This is a genomic window from Pseudonocardia wallangbongensis, assembly GCF_054486945.1.
The window spans coordinates 84,141-103,159 of sequence record NZ_JBRERS010000001.1 but is presented as its reverse complement, the minus strand read 5'-3'; the positions used below and the strand labels follow the sequence as shown (position 1 = coordinate 103,159).

The following is a 19,019-nucleotide window of genomic DNA, read 5'->3' as shown; positions in this document are numbered from 1 at the left end:
AACTGCAGTTGGTGTGTGAGCACCAGAGTTGGTGTGCGAGCGCCTCGGACAGTCAGCCGAGCACGTGGGCCTGCACGGCAACCGCCGCGGCACCGCGCGCCCATTCCGTGAACGGGAACGGGCGCACGTCCAGCCGCACCGGGGCGAGCGGGGGTTTGCGGTTCTCCTCCAGCGCGGCGTCCAGCGCGGGCCGGGCGACGTCGACCAGGCCGATGCCGTCGCCGGTGAGGATCACGAGCTCCGGGTCGAGCAGGTTGGCGAAGTCGGCCACGAGCACGCCGAGCGCGCCGGCCGCGTCGTCGGCGACGCGGCGGGCGGCCGCGTGCCCCTCCGCCGCGAGCGCCAAAGCCTCGGCGTAGCCCACCGGCCGGCCGAGCGCCTGCGCGACGGCCCCGGAGATCGCGCCGGACGAGACGAGGCCCTGCGCGCACCCGCGGTGTCCGTCCTCGCACACCACCGAGCTCAGGACCGGGCGGTGCCCGATCGAGCCGCCGCCGCCGTGCGCCCCCTCCACCACGAGGTCGTGCACGACGATCCCGCAGCCGACGCCCGCCCCGATCGTGATCACGAGCAGGGACCGGAGGCCGCGACCGGCGCCGAACCAGTGTTCGGCCGCGGTGAGCGCGCGGACGTCGTTGTCGACGACGGCGGGCAGGCCGGTGGCCTCGTGCAACATCGCGGCGAGCGGGACGCGCTCGTCCCAACCGAGGAAGTGGGCGCGCGCGACGTCGCGGCGGTCGACCACGAAGCCGCCGATCCCGACCCCGAGCCCGACGGCGCCGGGGTGCTCGGCCCGCAGCAGCCGGGCGGCGTCGGCGGCCGCGCCGACCACGGCCGCCGGGTCCGTGCCGGGCAGCGGGCGGGTGTGTTCGGCGAGCACGTGCGCGCGCAGGTCGGTGACGACGGCGAAGAGCGTGTCACCGGTGATCTTCATGCCGAGGAACCGGCGCGTGGTCGGCCCCACGTCCAGCGGGAGCGACGGCCGGCCGGTGCGCGCGGGATGCTCGGAACTCCCCTCGACGAGCAACCCGGAGTCCACGAGCGGACGGGTGAGGCGGGTCAACGAGCCGGGGGAGAGGCCGAGGCGCCGGGCGAGCTGCGCGCGGGGGAGCGGGCCGAACCGCAGGACCTCGACGGCGACGCGCTGGTGGCTGCCGTCGAGCGCGCTCCAGTCGGCGGAGGGCGGGGTTTGTTCCGCGACGGAAGTCACCGGATGACGATACCGGGCCCCCGGCCGCGTCGCCGTTGATTTCACCCGCGGAAGACCGCGTGACCCGGCGTCAGGATGCCGGCGGGGTCGTACCGGCGCTTCAGGTCGACGAGGTGCGGCCAGCGGTCGCCGTAGTGGTCGCGCCAGTCGGCGGGCGCGCTCGGCACGGTGCCGATCGGGTAGCGCGTGCCGCCGGCGGCCAGGGCCCGGTCGAGCAGCCGGCGGTTGCGCCGGAGCATCGCGGCGCCGAACCCGGGGCCGGCGTCCGGCGGTCCCGCGGTCATCACGGTGAACAGGTGCACGAGGTCGCTCCCGTCCGGTGCCGGCAGGCGCAGCGACGGACGGGTCAGGGCCGCCCGGCGGTGGGTGTAGAGCAGCACGAACCCGCCGACGCCGACGTCGGCCGGTGCCATCTCGGCGAGCGTCGCACCGACGACCTCCTCGACCCGCGAGTCGGGCAACCACACCGTGAGCCACGGCTTGGGCAGCGCGTCCCAGCCGATCGCCGTCCGCAGCTCGGTCACGGCGTCGTCGATGCGCGTGACGTGCTCCAGGTAACCGGCCTCGTGGACCTCCACACCCGCGGGAGGGGCGAGCTCGCCGTCGAAGGTGAAGGCGTTCAGGTGGTGCAGCTCGCCCGTCTCACCGGGGCGCCACCATTCCCCGAAGACCTCAGTGACCTCGCCACCTCTCACCAGCGCACGGAGGTCGGCGAAGAACTCGGCCGGGTCGGTGTAGGGCCGCGACCAGCCGCGCACCCTCACCGGCGTGGGCACCAGCCCGACCGTGGCCTCCGTGATGATCCCGAACTGGCCGAGCCCGGCGAGCACGGCCTCGAACAGCTCGCGGTCCGCCCCGGGCGAGCAGCGGCGCAGCTCGCCGTCCCCGGTGACGACCTCCAGCTCGTGGACGTGGTCGACCTGGGCGCCGGACGCGACGGCGGGTGGGATCCCGCCCACCGACAGCGTGCCGCCGACCGTGAGGCCGAGGTAGCCGGTGGCGGCCGGGATCGCGAGGCCGTGCGGCGCGGCGGCGCGGGCCAGCTCGAGCCAGGTGGTCCCGGCCCCGACGGTGGCCCGGTCCGGACCCACGGCGCGGACGCCGGACAGCGCCGTCGCGTCGACCACGACCCCACCGGGCACGAGCGACTGCCCACCGGTGGTGTTGCCCAGGCCGCGCGCCGCGATCGGGATGCCGTGGCGCCGGCAGTACCCGACCACGCGCGCCACGTCCTGCGCCGAGCCGGGCCGCAGGACGGCGGCCGGCATCCCGGTGCCGATCCGGCCGGCGTCGACGGCGCAGCGGTGCCGGGTGTCGGGATCGACGTGGAGGGAGCCGTCGAGCCCCGGGACGTCGCCGGGAAGGGCAGCGGGGTCTCCGACCATGCCTGCTTGCTACACCGCCACCGCTCCGGTGGGGACGCGCGGGGTCGAGAGGAGCTTCCGCAGCTCCGATCGCGTACCCCGCTTCTCGCCGGTGACCGCGAACCAGGCCAGGCCGGCGTCGGACACGTCGCCCTTCTCCGCCACCTCGAGCCGCGAGTACAGCCACTCCATGTCGGGGCCCAGCTTCTTCAGGTAGTCCCAGTCGGACAGGTCGGTGGGGCCCAGGTTGCCGTTCTGGTCGGGGATCTGGACGCGCTGGCAGCCCAGCTCGATCACGTCGTCGTAGGAGTGGCCGTCGTGGTCGGTCTTCCCGTGGGTCTGGTTGAAGCTGCCGTCACCGTGCGACACGCACTTGACGTGCCGCCGGGCCTGCGGTGACGCCTTGTCGAGGGCCATCCACGTCGTCTCCATCGGCCCGGCGAGCAGGATCGTCAGCTCGTTGCCGGGGCCGGAGGCGTTGATCTCGGCGGTCAGGGCCGCGACGCCCGCGGCGAGGCCCTCGGGGTCGGCGCCGTCGTAGAAGCGGGAGGTGTCGAACCCGAACCGCTTGCCCCCCTCCAGGACGCTCTCGGTCATGTTCTTGCGGTGCTCCGGGTCGGAGTCCCAGATGTGGTTGTCGTAGATGTAGTTGACGACGTTCTTCTGCAGGCCGCTCTGGGCCAGGATCGCCAGCGTCATGGCCGACGACGCCCAGTCGTCCTCGTCGTGCTGGTTCCCGTCGGCCGACAGCGCGATCCGCCCGACGCCCTCGGCGGGAGCGGTCGAGGCCGCGGGGGCGACGGGGCCGGCGACGGTGGGGATCGACGTGGCGACGAACGCGGCGAGGGCGGCTGCACACCAGGAGATCACGCTCCGCATCCTGCGCGCCACGGCGCGCGCCCGCGGCGGTTCGGCGGCTACGTGCCGCCGCCGGGTGGCAAATGATCACCCGTCAGGGTGTCACGCGGGCTCTCGAACGACCGGGCAGCTCATGCACCGGGGCCCGCCGCGGCCACGGCCGAGCTCGCCGCCCGGGATGTCGAGCACCTCGATGCCGGCGCGGCGCAGGAAGCGGTTGGTGGTGACGGTGCGCTCGTAGGTGACCACCACCCCGGGCGCGACCGCGAGGGTGTTGCACCCGTCGTCCCACTGCTCGCGTTCCGCGGAGTGCACGTCCTGCACCGGGGTGAGCACGCGGATCGACGGGAGCCCGAGTGCGTCGGCGATCGCGCGGTGCATGTCCTCGGGCGGGTGGTCGTGCAGGTCCAGCTCCTTCTCGGTGTCGCCGGGCCGGATCGTGTACGCGGGGAGCATCCCGAGCCCCGCGTACTGGGTGAACGTCTCCGGGTCGACCATCGTGAGGACGGTGTCGAGGTGCATGAACGCGCGCGCCTGCGGCATCCGCAGCGCCACGATGCGGTCCACCTCGCCGCCGGCGAACAGGCGCCGCGCCAGCCGCTCCACCCCCTGCGGCGTGGTGCGCTCGGACAGGCCGATCAGCGCGGCCCCGCCGCCGAGCACGAGCATGTCGCCGCCCTCGGTGGTGGCCGGCCCGTTCACCGCGCCCGCGGACCAGACCGCGAAGCCCGCGCCCGCGAACAGCGGGTGCCAGCGGTAGACGGCCTCGTAGTGCACGGTCTCGCGCATGCGGGCCTTCTTGCGCATGCTGTTGATCGCGACCCCGCCGTAGATCCACGCCGACGTGTCGCGCGTGTAGAGGTGGTTGGGCAGCGGCTCGAGCACGAAGTCGTCGGGATCGAGCACGTGGAAGGCGATCGAGCGCGGCTCCGGGATCCGGTCGAGCACCTCCCGTTTCGTGATCCCGCCGACGAGGTGGTCGGTGAGCGTGGCGGGGTCCATCGCGTCGAAGCAGTTGCGCAGCGCGTCGATGGCCAGCGGCCCGTACACCCGGTCGTCGAAGATCCGGTCCAGCACGTACTTGCGCGCATCCGGGATCTCCAGCGTGCTGCGCAGCAGGTCCCCGAACAGGTGCACGGTGACGCCCCGGTCGCGCAGGAGCGCCGCGAACCGGTCGTGCTCCTCCTGGGCACGCGCCACCCACAGCACGTCGTCGAAGAGCAGGCGGTCCTTGTTGCCCGGCGTGAGCCGTTTCAGCTCCAGGCCCGGCCGGTGCAGGATCACCTCGCGCAGGACGCCGACCTCGGAATCCACCCGGTACATGCCCGACATCCTGCCGCGTCGCGGCGCCACCGTGGGGGGACGATGGGCGGGTGCAGCTGGACCGCCTGGACTCCGACATCATCGCGCTGCTGGTCGAGGACGCCCGCCGCAGCTACGCCGAGCTGGGGCAGCGGGTCGGCCTGTCCGCGTCGGCGGTGAAGCGGCGGGTCGACCGGCTGCGGGCCGGCGGCGCGATCACCGGGTTCACCGTGCGGCTCGACCCCGGCGCCCTGGGCTGGGAGATCGAGGGCTACGTCGAGCTGTACTGCCGCAACAGCACCGCGCCCGGCGTGATCCGGAAGGCCGTGGACCGGTTCCCCGAGGTCGTCGACGCCAGCACGGTCTCCGGCGACGCCGACGCCGTGCTGCGGATCCTCGCCACCGACATGCGCCACTTCGAGCAGGTGCTCGAGCAGATCGGGGCCCAGCCGTTCGTGGCGCGGACGAGGTCGGTGCTCGTGCTCTCGCCGCTGCTGCGCCGCGCGTCGACACCGCCGCCGCGCTGAGGCTGGAGGCCCTCCGGCCCACGCCGGTCTGCCGCTCACACACGAACTCTCGTGCTCACACACGAACTGCAGTTGGTGTGCCGCCACCACAGTTGGTGTGCGAGCCCTGCGTCGACGCTTGCGTAGCCTTCCGGTGCTGGTGTGACCCGCCGGCGACCAACGCGTGCGCGAGGAAGGTCGGGTTGTGTCCTCCGCCTACCTCCGCCGGTAGTCGCCGTCGCGCTTCTCGAAGAACGCGCGCAGCGCCTCCTGGTGGTCCTCGGTGTGGAACATCTCGAGGAACTTCGCCCGCTGCAGGCTCTGGCCCTGCGCGAAGTCGAGCTCGAAGGCCCGGGTGACCGAGGACTTGGTGGCCTCGACCGAGAGCGGGGCGCGGGTGGCGATGCGGCGGGCCTTGGCCAGCGCGGCGGGCAGGAGGGCGGCGGGCTCGTGGACCTCCGTGACGAGCCCCCAGTTCAGCGCCTGGTGCGCGTCGTAGCGGGCCCCGGTCAGCAGGATCTCCTTCGCCGGGCCGAGACCCACGACCCGCGGGAGGCGCCAGAAGCTGACGATCAGCCCGACGTTCACGCCTGCCGCCACGAAGAACGCGTCGGTCGAGGCGATGCGGATGTCGCAGGCGAGGGCGAACTCGAGCCCGCCGCCCACCGTGGCGCCGTTGATCGCCGCGATGACCGGGGCGCGGAAGGCCTCGAGGTCGCCCAGCATGCCGCCGAAGTCGTCCAGGTAGGCGCCCAGCTCGTCGTCGGTGAGCGCCTCGTCCTCCCGCAGGTTGGCGCCCGAGGTGAACGCCCGCCCGGTGCCGGTGACGACGAGGCAGCGGATCGCGTCGTCGGCCGCGAGCAGTTCGAGCCCACGGCGGAACGACTTGCGGCTCTCCCAGCTGAAGGCGTTGGAGGGCGGGCTGTCGATCGTGAGCACCGCGATGTGCGGGGTCTCGTGGTGCAGGGTCACGCCGGTGCCGAGCTCGGCCGTCGTCATGGGTCTCCCCTTCGCTCACTCCGTGGACAGGCGGCGGCCGAGCAGGCGCACGGCCAGCATGGTCACGCCGATGTTGATGGTCAGGACGACGACGGAGAGCGCGCCGGCGAGCTGGTAGCGCGACTCGTTGGCGAACCCGTAGAGCACGGTGGCGATCGTCGGGTTCGCGCCGGTGTAGAGGAACACCGACAGCTCCAGCTCGCGGAACAGCAGGACGAAGTTGAGCAGGGCCGCGGCGAGCAGCGACGGCCGCAGCAGCGGGACGGTGACGCGGGTGGTGGTCCGCAGCCACGGGGCGCCGAGGCTGCGGGACGCCTCTTCGACCTCCGACCCGATCTGCCCCATCCCGGCGTGCACGTAGGCGTAGGTGAGGGGGAGCGCGTTGCCGATGTAGCCGATGAGCAGGATCAGCAGCGTGCCGCCGAGCCCGAACGGGACCCCGGCGTAGGCGATGATGATCCCGATGCCCAGGATGGCGCCGGGGAACGCCAGCGGGGCCGCCATCACCGGGCCGACCAGCGCGTTGCTGCGTGCCCGCGTCCGGTGCACCAGCCACGACGCGACGAGGGCGATGACGATGGCGCCCGCGGTGCCGCCGACGGCGAGCGCGAAGCTGTTGCCCATGGCCGCCGCCACCCGGGGCTGGCCGAACACGGCCGCGTAGTTCTGGGTGAGCACGAAGTTGTCGGGGCCGAACGGGAGCCCGATGGCCCGTCGCATCGACGTGGCCAGCAGGATCCCGAACGGCAGGATGATGCTGAGCACCAGCACGAGCGAGCAGAGCCCCACCGCGAGCGGGGTGTACGCCCCGAGCCGGACCGCGTCCTGGCGTCCGGGCTTGCCGCCGATCACGGTGAACCGGCGCGTGCCGACGAGCTTGCGCTGCACCAGCAGCAGCACCGCGACGAGGACCAGTACCGGGACGGAGACGACCGCGGCCACCTCGATGCGGGGTGGGAAGTTCATCAGGCTGAGCAGCACCGTCGGGATCGTCTGGAACTGCGCGGGCGCACCGAGCAGGGCGACCGGCCCGAAGATCACGAACGAGGTGACGAAGACGAGGATCGTGCCCGCGACCACGGACGGGAGGACCAGCGGGAAGGTCACCGTGGCGAGGACGCGCAACCGGGACGCGCCGAGCCCGGACGCCGCGTGCTCCATCGCCGGGTCGATCCCCTCGAGGGAGGCGGCGACCGGCAGGAAGACCAGCGGGTACAGGAACAGCGCGAGGACGAAGATGATCCCCCACGGCGTGAAGATGTCGAACGGGGCCTCCTCGAGCCCGAACAGCGCCATCAGGAAGTGGTTGAGCACCCCGCTGCTCGGTCCGAGCAGCAGGATCCAGCCCAGCGCCGCGATGAAGCTCGGCGCGGCGAACGTGAGCAGGGCGCTGGCGCGGAAGAACCCCTTCAGCGGCATGTCCGTGCGCACCACCAGCCACGCGATCGGCATGCCGAGCAGCAGGCTGCCGACCGACGTGCCGACGGCGATCCACAGCGAGTTGAGCGTGGCCTCCAGCAGGAGCGGTTCGGTGGCCAGCACGGCGTAGTTGCCGAGCGAGACACCGCCGTCCTCGCCCAGGAAGCTCTGCCCGAACACCAGCGCGATCGGGTAGCCGACCATGGCGAGCACCGCCAGCGCCCAGGCCACGCGCAGCAGCCGCTCGGCCGAGGGGCGCCGCTCCGTTCCCGCGGCCGAGCGGCGCGGCCGGACGGTGACGGCCACCGTCAGCGCCGGAAGAGCTGGTCGAAACTGCCGCGCAGGTCGTCGCGGACCGCAGCGACCTCCTCGACGCTGGTGGTGAGCAGCTTCCGGTCGCTGATGTCCTGCGACCCCGGGGGCGGCGGCACGCCCTCGAGCACACTGCGCGCGCCCTGCTCGGCGAGGGCCCGCTGGAACTCGTCGCTGAGGTGGTAGCGCACGGTGAGCGCCGCGGCGTTGGGGTGCGGGGCCTCGGCGAGCATCGCGATCTCGCTGGCGAACACGGGCACGCCGTCGGTCGGGTAGGCGATGGCGAGCGGTTCGCCGCCCGCGGCCGCGGAGAGCACCGCGGACTCGATCGCCGGGATCCCGATGTCGGTCTCGCCGGTGAGGACGAGCTGGGGCAGGGCGAGGCTGCTGTCGGTGACGATCGGCTCGCGCGCGGCCAGGTCGTCGAGCCAGCCGTCGGGGTACAGCTTCGTGAGCATGGCGTAGAACGACAGCGCGGTGCCCGATGCGCTCGGGTCCGAGGTCACCATCCGCCCGAAGTCGCCGGTGGCCAGCTCGGCCCAGGTCGGCGGCAGTGCCGAGGCCTCGGTATTGGCGGAGTTGTACATGATCCCGAGCGGGATCTGGCTGTAGGGCAGCTGCGCGTTGGACGGGTCGTCGAGGCCATCGACCACCGCGTCGAGGTTGGCGACGCCGGCGTCGGCGATCACGCCCTCGTCCGACCACGCCTGCATCGTGGCGGGGTCGGTCAGGCTCACGACGTCGGCGCCCAGCCGGCCGCTGGCCAGCTCGGCGGAGATCGAGTTCGCGATGTTCCCGGAGTCCTCCCGCGTGAACGTCACCTGCAGGCCGAAGCGCTCCTGGATGCGTTGCTGGAGGAGCTCGAGGGCCTCGCGGGTGTGGCCACCCCCGTAGAGCACCACGCCGCCCTCCGCCTGGGCGCCGGAGATGAGCTCGGCCGTGATGCCGGGGATCTCGCCACCTTCCGCTGAGCCCGCGCCGGAGGCGGATCCGTTGCCGCAACCCGCGAGTGCCGCGGCGGCGAGGGGGACGGTCAGGAGGGCGGCGGTTCGCCCGCGCCATCGAGAGTGGAACACCGCCAGTCCTTTCTCTAGTGGGTCGCGCCCGCAAGGGGGACGGGGTCCGCGGCCGGGACCGGGTCGTCGAGGACGGCGGCCGCGTCCGGCTCGACCTCGACGCGGACGCGGGCGCCGACCGCGAGCCTGCGCGACCCGGGGCCGTTCGCCCGGACGGGGACGGGCTCGCCGGGGACGTCGAGCTGGTACTGCACGAGGTCGCCGAAGAACAGGGCCTCGGCGATCCGGCCCGTCGCCTCGGCGTCGTCCTCGACCGGCACGAGCGCGACGTCCGCGGGCCGGATCGAGACCGCGACATCGGTGCCGGAGCGCACCTCGTGCGCGGTGGTCACGTCGACGTTCCCGAGCACCCGCAGGTACCCCCGGCCCGCCGGGCTGCCCGAGGCGGCGACGATGTTCGTCGCGCCGAGCGCCCGGGCGACGTAGCTGTTGCGCGGCCGCCGGTAGACCTCCTCGGGCTCACCCAGCTGCGCGATCGTCCCGGCGTTCATGACGACGAGCCGGTCGGCGAGCGACAGGGCCTCGGCCTGGTCGTGGGTGACGTAGAGCATGCTCACCCCGAGCGAGCGCTGGATGCGCTTGACCTCGGCGCGCAGGTCCTCGCGCAGGCGGGTGTCCAGGTTCGACAGCGGCTCGTCGAGCAGCAGCAGCGCGGGGTCGTTCACCAGCGCCCGTGCCAGCGCCACCCGCTGCTGCTGCCCGCCGGAGAGCTGGTGCACGTAGCGCCCGCCCATGTCGGGCAGCTGCACCATGTCCAGCGCCTCGGCCACCCGGCGCCGGACCTCCGCGCGCCCGACCTTCGCCGTGGTCGGTCCGTAGCCGACGTTCTGGTCGACGGTCATGTGGGGCCACAGGGCGTAGCTCTGGAACACGACCGACATCCGCCTGCGCTCCGGCGGCACGAACGTGCCGGAGCCGGCCAGCGTGCGGTCGCCGAGGCGGATCTCGCCGTGGTCCGGGCGCTCGAACCCGGCGATCATCCGCAGGCAGGTGGTCTTGCCGCAGCCGCTGGGGCCGAGCAGGACGACCGCCTCCCCGTCGTCGACGGACAGGTCGATGCCGTCCACGGCGGTCGCGGTGCCGAACCGCTTGGTCAGCTGCGACAGCACGAGGGGTGTCATGCGCGCACCTCGGCGGGCTCACGCGCGACTCCGGCGGCGAGCAGCTCGTCGATCTCGGCGCCGTCCAGCCCGGCCTCGGCGAGCACCGCCCGGGTGTGCTCGCCCAGCAGCGGTGCGGTCCGCCGGATCCGCGCCGGGGTGGCCGAGAGCTTGACCGGCGGGCCGATGTGGCGGACCTCCCCGAGCCGGGGGTGCTGCGTGGACACCAGCATGTCGCGGGCCTGGACGTGCGGGTCGGCGTAGACCTGCTCCAGGTCGTACAGCGGGCCGCACGGGACGCCGGCGGCGGACAGCGCGTCGACCCACTCGTCGGTGGTGCGGCGGCGCAGCCGGCACGCCAGCTCGTCGGCGAGCTCGCCCCGGTGGGCCATGCGGGCGCGGTTGTCGGTGAACCGGTCGTCGGTCAGCAGCTCGGGGCTGCCCAGCACCTCGCAGAAGCGGACCCAGTTGCGCTGGTTGGCCGCGCCGATCGCCACGTGCCCGTCCGCGGTGGGCAGCACCTCGTAGGGCGCCGACAGGCGGTGGGCCGACCCGAGCGGGCCCGCGACCTGCCCGCTGCCGAACAGCAGTGCGGTCTCCCACACGGTGTAGGCGATGCCGCCCTCCAGCAGGGAGGTGTCGACCAGCTGGCCCTGCCCGGTGCGCAGGCGGTGCACGTAGGCCGAGAGCACCCCGTACGCCCCGAAGAGGCCCGCGTTGAGGTCGCAGACGGGAACGCCGACCTTCACCGGGCCACCGCCGGGTTCCCCGGTCATGCTGATCAGCCCGCTCATCGCCTGCGCGACCAGGTCGAAGCCGCCCTGCCGGGAGTAGGGGCCGGTGGCACCGAACCCCGAGATCGAGCAGTAGACCAGTTCCGGCCGCAGCTCGCGCAGGTCGGCGTGGCCCAGCCCGAGCCGGTCGAGCGTGCCGGGCCGGAAGTTCTCGACCAGCACGTCCGCCCCGGCCACCAGGCGACGCAGCGCGGCGGCGCCCCGGGCGTCCTTCAGGTCGAGGGCCAGCCCGCGCTTGTTGCGGTTCATCGCGGCGAACGCGGGGGAGGAGTCGACGTCGGCCCCACCCATCGCGCGGGTGTCGTCGCCCCGGTCCGGCCGCTCGACCTTCACGACGTCGGCGCCCATGTCGGCCAGCAGCGCCGAGCAGTAGGCACCGGCCATCACCTGGGTGAGATCGAGAACGCGCACTCCGGCCAGTGGGCCATCCGCGACGTCGTCGGGCACGGTGCCTCCTCGGCAATGGTCCACAGAGTGGAACACCATGGCTGGGAATGGAACACTTGTGCGGTGGCTACGGTAGGCGGGAGTGATCGGAGCGGTCAAGCGGTGAGAAGCGTTGCGGCGGCGCTGGCCGTGCTCGAGGCCGTGTCGGAGCGCCAGCCGGCCGGGGTCTCGGAGCTGGCGCGGGCCCTCGGGCTGCCCAAGTCGACGACGCACCGGATGCTGGTCACGCTGTCGGACCTGGGGTGGATCCGGGCCACCGACGACGCGCCCACCCGATGGCTGATCACCTCGAAGGCCTCGGCGATCGGTTCACGCCTGCAGCCCGCCCAGGAGCTGCGCGCGGCGGTGGCGCCGGTGATGCGGGCGCTGTCGGGCACCACCGGCGAGACCATCCACTTCTCGGTGCCGGACCAGCGCTGGATCGTGTTGATCGACAAGGTCGAGGGCGAGAACGAGGTCCGGACGACGGCCACGATCGGCCACCGCGCCCCGGCCCACGCCACGTCGGCGGGCCAGGCCGTGCTGGCCGCGCTCCCCGAGTCGGTGTGCCGCACCCTGCTCTCGGCGGCCCCGCTGGAGGCGCTCACGCCCAAGACCATCGTGGACCTCGAGCAACTCATGACCGAGCTGACCGCCGTGCGCAAGCGTGGGTACGCCCGGTGCCTGCAGGGCCGGCACAGCGACGTCGCGGCCACCGGCGCGGCGGTGTTGAACAGCGTCGGGTCGCCGGTCGGGGCGCTGAGCATCTCCATGCCCGTCCACCGGTTCCCCAGACGGCTCTGGGCCGAGTACGGGCGGCTCGTCATGGCGGCCGCGGCGTCCTGCAGCGCCTATCCCGGCATCGGCGACCGCTGACCCGAGGCCCCCCACCCGCGGCGCCGCAGTGCGGTGTTCGGCTGTTGTCAACCGCGTCCGCATCCGCGAAGATCGGTGATCGACGTGATCAGAGCCCGTGCCGCCTTCTTCCTCTGGAACGAGTGCACCGACTCGCCGAACGGAGACCCGTGACCTGGGAAGAAGACGGCGAGCTCGTGACCGCTCTGGCGCGCAGCGGTGTGGCCCGAGCCGCTCCGGAGGAGCTGCCCCAGTTCGAGGTCACCGCGCGTGCCTTTCTCGCCGCGCCGCCCCGGGTCACCCGGCTCAACCGTCGAGGTGACCCTCTCGGGCTGGGACTCGAAAGCGTCGACGTCCTCGCGAGTACCGTTGCGCTGACCATTACCGTCGAAGTGCTCAAGCACTTGGCGGAGCACTACTCGGACAAAGTCGCCCACGGGCTGTGGAGGAAGGTCCGCGCGGCGATCGGCAAGCGCCGTTCCCCGGGGGCCGACACGCGGGAAATGGTCCTTCCAGAGCTCTCGGCGGCGCAGTTGGACGAGGTGCACGCACTCGTCAAGCGCCGGGCGAGCGCACTGGACCTGTCCGAGGAGAAGGCCGCTCGCATCGCGGACGGAATCGTGAGCGAGCTGTCCAGGCGGATCGGCCCGCCGCCGGGCGATGACGGGTGAGACCGCGCGACCCCGCCTCGACCCGTTCGTCGTTCCGTCGGGAACGGGTCTTCGCTTTGCTCTGATCATCGCCGCCAGCTCGACGCTCGCCGTCTCGACCCTCTCGCAGATGACGGCGTCCTGGATGGGCGTCGCCCAGGCCGAGGTGCTCGAGTACCAGATCTGCATGAGGGCGCGCGGGCCGGGCGAGGCCGCCAACCCGTGCCGGGATCCCCGTGTCGAGTACGGGGTGTGGCCTGCGGTGAGCGCGCTGGTGTTGTTCTGGGCCGCCGTGTTCCTCGTGTACTGGTGCATCCCCGCGTGGCGGGTGCGCCGGAGGCGCTTGCACCGCCTCGGCGGTGACCTGCTGCCCGAACTGGTGGCCCACGTGCGTGGCCTTCAGCAGGAGGTGTCGGTCGGGACGAGGATCACCTATCTGCTGGCTCCGCTCGATTCGCGGGTCGCAGGCCTCGCGTTCGGACGGGTCGGCCGTCGCTACATCGTGATCAGCGGGGGCCTCGCCGCGCTCTTCGTCCGCGACCCGCGGGCTTTTCGCACGGTGCTCCTGCACGAGCTCGCACATTTCCGGAACCGCGACGTGGACATCGCGTTCCTCGTCGTGGTGACGTGGCGGGTCTCGCTCTTCCTCCTGATCTACCGCCTCCTGGCGAACTCGGTGAACATCGCGCTCGGCAGATTCCCGGACTTCGGGGTCCTGAGCGAGATCGCCGCCACGGCGGCGGCCGCCGGGTTGGCCGTGCTCGTGCCGCTCACGCGCAACGCCGTCCTGCGCAGCCGCGAGCTCTACGCCGATGCCCGCACCACGCTCTGGTCGAACGAGCACGCCGAGTTCCAGCGATTGTTCGACGAGTACTCACGTGGCCCGACCGGAAGGTCCGCACCGCTGATGCGGGTTCATCCACCGATGGAGGAGCGGCGAGAAGCGCTCACCGATGCGAGCAACCTCTTCGCGTTCGGCTTCTGGGACGCGTTGGGAACAGGTGCCGTCGTTGCGCTCTCGCACGTCGGTCTCGCCGTGTTCCTCGCACATCCGACGGGCTCGCCCGTGGATCAGGTCAGCAGCCGGGTGGCGATCGTGTGCGCAGGCACATTGCTCGCCGCGTGTGTGGTGATCTCGGCGTGGCGGGTGTCGCTGCGGCGCTTCGTGCGTCGAGAGCGGGTGGACGTGAACGGAGCCGGCGTCGGTATCGCGATCGGGATCGGCGTCGCGAGCCTGGCCAGTCCGACGCTGGCGAACCTGGTATCCCGCGTGCCGGTGGCGTCGGCGAGTGCAGTCCTCGTTCTCTGGTGGCCGATCGTGTTGCTCAGCGGCTGGCTCATCGTCCGCTGGTGCGCATCGCTCACCGCTTCGTGGGTGCGCGTGGCGGCCGGCCGCCGCCGCCCGGCGCTGGTCGTGGTCGGGGTGTCGGTTCTGGCGGCGACCCCGATGACGATCTGGCTGCACCTCGTCCTCCAGTTGCGTGATCTGGCTGTCGTCGGGGAGTGGATCGGCACGTTCGACTCGGTCATCGCCACCTTCCTCTTCGCTGTTCTCGTCGATGTCATCGTCAACGCCGTGCCGGCGCTCGTGTTCGTGCTGTCGCTCGTGCTGCTCCCGCTCGCGGGCCGTACCTGGGCGAACCGGCGGGATCGCAGGCGGCGGCCCGGCACGTCCGTCGTGTCGGAGAATCGGGCGTTGTGAGTGACCACAGTGCCCCGAGCGCCGCCGAGGCTCCGGACCTGCTTCGTGCCAGAGCGGGCGACGACGCCGCGTTCACCCGGCTCGTCGCACCGCTGCGCCGGGAGCTGCACGCCCACTGCTACCGGATGCTCGGCTCCGTCCACGACGCCGAGGACGCCCTGCAGGACGGCCTGGTGCGGGCGTGGAAGGCCCTCGCGGGCTTCGAGGGCCGCAGCTCGCTGCGCTCCTGGCTCTACTCCGTGGTCACCCACGCCTGCCTGGACGCGGCGCGCCGGCGCGGCCGCCGGGCCACGCCGGTCGACCTCGGCCCGGCGAGCGAGCGCGCCGTCACCGACTCCGCGCCGCGCACCGACGTCGCCTGGCTCGGCCCGTACCCGGACGCGATGCTCGCCGAGGCGCGCCAGGAGCAGCGGGAGGCGGTCGAGCTGGCCTTCGTCGCCGCGTGCCAGCACCTGCCGGGCAACCAGCGCGCGGCGCTGCTGCTGTTCGACGTCCTCGGCTTCTCCGCCGCGGAGATCGCCGAGATGATGCGGACGTCGCGGGCGTCGGTGAACAGCGCCCTGCAGCGCGCCCGCGCGGTCGTCGCGCAGAAGATCCCGCCCCGCACCCAGCAGCAGACGCTGCGGGAGCTGGGCGACGCGCGGCTGCGTCGGATCGTCACCGGGTTCTCCGGCGCGCTGGAGCGCCGCGACACCGACGGCCTGGTCGCGCTGCTCACCGAGGACGTCACGTGGACGATGCCGCCGCTCCCGCACTGGTACCGGGGCCTCCCCGCTGTCACCGACTGGGCGGAGCAGGTGCCCCTGGGCTCCTGCGGGGCGTGGCGGCACCTGCCCACGGGCGCGAACGGCCAGCCCGCCGTGGCCTGCTACCTCTGGGACGACGCGGCCGGGGCGCACCTGGCGTGGGCGGTCAACGTCCTCACCCTGTGCGGTGACCGGATCGCCGGGATCACCTCGTTCCTCGGCGGTGAGCAGGTCGCCGCGTTCGGGCTGCCGGCCGCGCTCCCCTGATCGTCCGCGCTCGAATCGAGCGCGGCACCTGTGGAACTCGCAACGATCCTGCGCGAAGAGGGAGGACTTCGCGATTGTCGGTCGACCGGGCCCCTTCCTACCGTGATCAATGTGACCAGCATCCTCCCCCGGCCGGTTGCGGCCCCCGAACCCGTCGCCCGTCAGCGCCACTACCTGATGTGCCGGCCCGCGCACTTCGAGGTCCGCTACGCCATCAACCCGTGGATGCGCCCCGGCGCGCCCGTCGACCGCGGGCGGGCCCTCGCCCAGTGGGAGGCGCTGCGGCAGACCTACCTGGACCTGGGCCACCGCGTCGAGCTGATCGACCCGGTCCCCGGCCTGCCCGACATGGTGTACGCCGCCAACGGCGCCACCGTCGTCGGCGGCACGGTGCTCGGCGCCCGGTTCCGCCACCACGAGCGCGCGGCGGAGGCCGGCGCCTACCTCGCCTGGTTCGAGGCGGCGGGCTACCGCGTGGTCGACCCGGAGTTCGTGAACGAGGGCGAGGGCGACCTCCTGGCCGTCGGCGGCGTCGTGCTCGCGGGACACGGTTTCCGCACCGACCCCCGCGCCCACGCCGAGGCCGCCGCGGCGCTCGGGCGCGAGGTGGTCCCGCTCCGGCTGGTCGACCCGCGCTTCTACCACCTCGACACGGCGGTGGCCGTGCTCGACGACTCGACGATCGCCTGGCTGCCCGCCGCGTTCGACCCCGCGTCCCAGGAGATGCTGCGGACGCGGTTCCCCGACGCCGTGGTCGCCGACCCGGCCGACGCGGCCGTGCTCGGCCTCAACGCCGTGAGCGACGGCCGGAACGTCGTGCTCCCCGCACCGGCCACCGGCCTGGCCGCCACGCTGCGCGAGCGCGGGTACACACCCGTGCCCGTCGACCTGTCCGAGCTGCTCAAAGGGGGCGGCGGACCGAAGTGCTGCACGCTGGAGGTGCGCTCGTGACGCTCATGCAGTCGGCGACGGAAGCCCACGAGGAGCTCGTCGAACGGCACTCGGCGCACAACTACCACCCGCTGCCCGTCGTGGTGGCCGAGGGCAGCGGGGCGTGGGTCACCGACGTCGAGGGCCGCCACTACCTCGACTGCCTGGCGGGCTACTCCGCCCTCAACTTCGGCCACCGCCACCCCGCGCTCGTCGCCGCCGCGCACCGCCAGCTCGACCACCTCACGCTCACCAGCCGCGCGTTCGGCAACGACCAGCTGGGCCCGTTCTGCGCGGAGCTGGCGGCGCTCGTCGGCAAGCAGCGGGTCCTGCCGATGAACACCGGCGCGGAGGCCGTCGAGAGCGGGCTGAAGGTGGCGCGCAAGTGGGGGTACGAGGTCAAGGGCGTGCGGGCGGACCGGGCGCGGATCGTCGTGGCCGCCGGCGGGTTCCACGGCCGCACGATCAGCATCGTCGGCTTCTCCACCGACCCCGACGCCCGTGGCGGTTTCGGGCCGTTCACCCCCGGCTTCGACGTCGTGCCCTACGGCGACCTGGACGCGCTCGCCGCGGCCGTCACCCCGGACACGGTGGCCGTGCTGCTCGAGCCCGTGCAGGGGGAGGCCGGCGTGATCGTGCCGCCCGACGGCTACCTGGCCGGCGTCCGGGCGCTCTGCGACGCCGCCCGCGTGCTCTTCGTGGCCGACGAGGTGCAGTCCGGCCTGGGCCGCACCGGGCACGTCCTCGCGACGCGGGGCGCGGGAACCGACGCCGACGTGTACCTGCTGGGCAAGGCGCTGGGCGGCGGGATCCTGCCGCTCTCGGCCGTGGTCGCCGACGACGACGTGCTCGGCGTGCTGCGACCCGGCCAGCACGGCAGCACGTTCGGTGGCAACCCGCTCGCCTGCGCGGTCGGCCGCGCCGTGCTGGGCCTGCTCGCCGACACCGGGCCGCACGGCGTGCTGGCGGCCGCGCGGCGCCTGGGGGCGGCGCTGCAGGCCCGGTTGACCGGCCTCGTGGGCCACGGTGTCGAGGCGGTGCGGTGCACCGGCCTGTGGGCGGGCGTCGACGTCGACCCGCGCCTCGGCACCGGCCGGGCGGTCAGCGAGGCGCTGGCCCGGCGGGGCGTGCTGGTGAAGGACACCCACGGCTCGACGATCCGGCTGTCCCCACCGCTGGTGGTGACGGAGGAGGAGATCGATTTCGCGGTCGACGCGCTCTCCCGGTCGCTGGCCGAGCTCGCTGCGCACTGATCTTCCCCACTGGTCTTCCCCGCTGATCTTCTCGGGGTACCCTCGGCGCCGCAGCAGCCGAGAGGGGAGAACGGGATGTTCTGGACGGTCGTGGGCTGGATCGTGTTCGGGCTGATCGCGGGCTACATCGCCCGCGCCATCGTGCCCGGCAAGGACGACATCGGAATCCTTCGCACGATCGTCCTGGGTTGCGTGGGGTCCGTGGTCGGCGGGCTGATCTTCGGGCTGCTGACGGGTGGCCTGCGCGGCTTCGAGCCCACCGGGTGGATCGGGTCGATCATCGGCGCGATCGTCGTGCTCATCGCGTACAACCAGATCACCGGGCGCAAGCGCAACCGCGCCTGACCACGCCCGACCGCCCGGCGGTCACGATTCGGGGCGGTCGCCCGGTGGTGCGGGCCGCTCGTCCGAACCTGCTCGGCGGAACGGCCGCTCATCGGTACCGGCGTTCGCGAGCAGTTCGGGGCGCAGCATCCCGAACAGCACGGTCAGCAGCAGCTCCGCCGTGAGCTCTGCGGGCTCGTCCTGCCGATTGATGCTGCGCAGCAGCAGCAGGTTGACGACCATTCCGCTCACTTCGAGCGCGCTCGGGAACGGGCGCAGCTCGCCCGTGCGCTGGCCGTGCTCGATCAGCTTCCGCAGCGGGGTGGGCACGGGCGCCAGCGTGCGCGGGTCGACGTCGTCGGCCGGGTTCGGCGGGCCGGAAACCTTGATCGTGTACTCCTCGACCGCCGACCAGAAGGCGGCCGTGAGCTTGCGGTTCCGCCCGCTGATCCGGGCGAGGGCCCTGATCTGGTCGGTGAGCGCGTCCGCCACGGGCCGGCCGATGGCGATGTCGTGCTGGGCCTCGGTCAGCAGCGGACGCACCAGCGGTTCGTACACGCAGCCGACGAGCACGTGCTTCGACGGGAAGTGGTTGTAGGCCGTCGCGGCGCTGACCCCGGCCGCGGCCGCGATGTCCTCCATCCGGGTGTCCGCCCACCCCCGGCTGCCGAACGTGGCATCGGCGGCGTCCAGCAGCGCCCGTCGCGTACGGTCGCGCTTCGTCTGTGCCGCCCGGGCGCGCGGATCGTCCGGTTCAGCGGCGGCGGAGGCTGCCATTGAGCGCAGCGTAACCGCTTTCGAGTCGAACTGCTCTTGACTCCAACTTGGGTTGGACCCAAACTCCGTGCTTGAACGTCGAACGACCCGATTGCCGCAGGGCACGGCGGTGATCGGCCGGAGGGAACCGGAACGGGCGGGCGCCTGCA

The 19,019-nt window shown here is 73.0% G+C and carries 18 protein-coding genes; 8 read left to right on the top strand and 10 right to left on the bottom strand.

The features are described from left to right. Positions 1-52: 52 nt before the first annotated feature. From ACU436_RS00510 to ACU436_RS00495, 4 genes are all read right to left on the bottom strand, one after another. On the bottom strand, positions 53-1,210 hold the full coding sequence (locus ACU436_RS00510; RefSeq protein WP_459020604.1) for an ROK family transcriptional regulator: 1,158 nt from the start codon (positions 1,208-1,210) through the stop codon (positions 53-55). A 41-nt stretch (positions 1,211-1,251) separates the two neighbouring features. Beyond that, positions 1,252-2,595, bottom strand: coding sequence for an FAD-binding protein (locus tag ACU436_RS00505; RefSeq protein WP_459020603.1), 1,344 nt, complete (start codon positions 2,593-2,595; stop codon positions 1,252-1,254). Between the two features lie 9 nt (positions 2,596-2,604). Next, on the bottom strand, positions 2,605-3,444 hold the full coding sequence (locus ACU436_RS00500; RefSeq protein ID WP_459020602.1) for a hypothetical protein: 840 nt from the start codon (positions 3,442-3,444) through the stop codon (positions 2,605-2,607). Between the two features lie 90 nt (positions 3,445-3,534). Continuing rightward, positions 3,535-4,755, bottom strand: coding sequence for an arginine deiminase (locus tag ACU436_RS00495; protein WP_459020601.1), 1,221 nt, complete (start codon positions 4,753-4,755; stop codon positions 3,535-3,537). A gap of 50 nt (positions 4,756-4,805) precedes the next feature. On the opposite strand from ACU436_RS00495, the gene ACU436_RS00490 reads away from it, so the two are divergent. After that, positions 4,806-5,261: an Lrp/AsnC family transcriptional regulator gene (locus ACU436_RS00490; protein ID WP_459020600.1), complete on the top strand. Its 456-nt coding sequence runs from the start codon at positions 4,806-4,808 to the stop codon at positions 5,259-5,261. Between the two features lie 195 nt (positions 5,262-5,456). On the opposite strand, the gene ACU436_RS00485 is transcribed toward ACU436_RS00490, so the two are convergent. The 5 genes from ACU436_RS00485 to ACU436_RS00465 are packed head-to-tail and all read right to left on the bottom strand — an operon-like array spanning position 5,457 to position 11,387. Next, positions 5,457-6,239: an enoyl-CoA hydratase/isomerase family protein gene (locus tag ACU436_RS00485; RefSeq protein WP_459020599.1), complete on the bottom strand. Its 783-nt coding sequence runs from the start codon at positions 6,237-6,239 to the stop codon at positions 5,457-5,459. Positions 6,240-6,254: 15 nt separating this feature from the next. Further along, a complete protein-coding gene (locus ACU436_RS00480; protein ID WP_459020598.1) occupies positions 6,255-7,964 on the bottom strand; it encodes an ABC transporter permease in 1,710 nt (569 codons plus the stop codon). A gap of 2 nt (positions 7,965-7,966) precedes the next feature. Continuing rightward, positions 7,967-9,046 carry an ABC transporter substrate-binding protein gene (locus ACU436_RS00475; RefSeq protein WP_459020597.1) on the bottom strand — a complete coding sequence of 360 codons (1,080 nt, stop codon included), beginning with the start codon at positions 9,044-9,046 and terminating at the stop codon, positions 7,967-7,969. A gap of 14 nt (positions 9,047-9,060) precedes the next feature. After that, the gene (locus ACU436_RS00470) at positions 9,061-10,167 is read right to left on the bottom strand and encodes an ABC transporter ATP-binding protein (protein ID WP_459020596.1); all 1,107 of its coding nucleotides are present in this window, start codon (positions 10,165-10,167) and stop codon (positions 9,061-9,063) included. Further along, complete coding sequence (locus tag ACU436_RS00465; protein ID WP_459020595.1) at positions 10,164-11,387, bottom strand: CaiB/BaiF CoA transferase family protein; 1,224 nt, start codon at positions 11,385-11,387, stop codon at positions 10,164-10,166. The genes ACU436_RS00470 and ACU436_RS00465 overlap by 4 nt, the downstream gene beginning before the upstream one ends. Before the next feature lie 102 nt (positions 11,388-11,489). Here ACU436_RS00465 and ACU436_RS00460 point away from each other — a divergent pair, with 102 nt between their 5' ends. The 7 genes from ACU436_RS00460 to ACU436_RS00430 all read left to right on the top strand — a co-directional run bounded on the left by ACU436_RS00460 (position 11,490) and on the right by ACU436_RS00430 (position 18,114). Further along, a complete protein-coding gene (locus ACU436_RS00460; RefSeq protein WP_459020594.1) occupies positions 11,490-12,242 on the top strand; it encodes an IclR family transcriptional regulator in 753 nt (250 codons plus the stop codon). Between the two features lie 149 nt (positions 12,243-12,391). Continuing rightward, on the top strand, positions 12,392-12,892 hold the full coding sequence (locus ACU436_RS00455; RefSeq protein WP_459020593.1) for a hypothetical protein: 501 nt from the start codon (positions 12,392-12,394) through the stop codon (positions 12,890-12,892). Positions 12,893-13,001: 109 nt separating this feature from the next. Continuing rightward, complete coding sequence (locus tag ACU436_RS00450; protein ID WP_459020592.1) at positions 13,002-14,573, top strand: M48 family metalloprotease; 1,572 nt, start codon at positions 13,002-13,004, stop codon at positions 14,571-14,573. Beyond that, a complete protein-coding gene (locus ACU436_RS00445; protein WP_459020591.1) occupies positions 14,570-15,586 on the top strand; it encodes a sigma-70 family RNA polymerase sigma factor in 1,017 nt (338 codons plus the stop codon). Before ACU436_RS00450 ends, ACU436_RS00445 begins: the two co-directional genes overlap by 4 nt. 105 nt (positions 15,587-15,691) lie before the next feature. Beyond that, the gene (gene ddaH / locus ACU436_RS00440; RefSeq protein WP_459022567.1) at positions 15,692-16,537 is read left to right on the top strand and encodes a dimethylargininase; all 846 of its coding nucleotides are present in this window, start codon (positions 15,692-15,694) and stop codon (positions 16,535-16,537) included. Positions 16,538-16,542: 5 nt separating this feature from the next. Then, a complete protein-coding gene (gene rocD, locus ACU436_RS00435; RefSeq protein WP_459022565.1) occupies positions 16,543-17,769 on the top strand; it encodes an ornithine--oxo-acid transaminase in 1,227 nt (408 codons plus the stop codon). Positions 17,770-17,844: 75 nt separating this feature from the next. Next, positions 17,845-18,114: a GlsB/YeaQ/YmgE family stress response membrane protein gene (locus tag ACU436_RS00430; protein ID WP_459020590.1), complete on the top strand. Its 270-nt coding sequence runs from the start codon at positions 17,845-17,847 to the stop codon at positions 18,112-18,114. A 21-nt stretch (positions 18,115-18,135) separates the two neighbouring features. Here ACU436_RS00430 and ACU436_RS00425 read toward each other — a convergent pair whose 3' ends face one another. Beyond that, positions 18,136-18,870 carry a TetR/AcrR family transcriptional regulator gene (locus ACU436_RS00425; RefSeq protein WP_459020589.1) on the bottom strand — a complete coding sequence of 245 codons (735 nt, stop codon included), beginning with the start codon at positions 18,868-18,870 and terminating at the stop codon, positions 18,136-18,138. Positions 18,871-19,019: the final 149 nt, after the last annotated feature.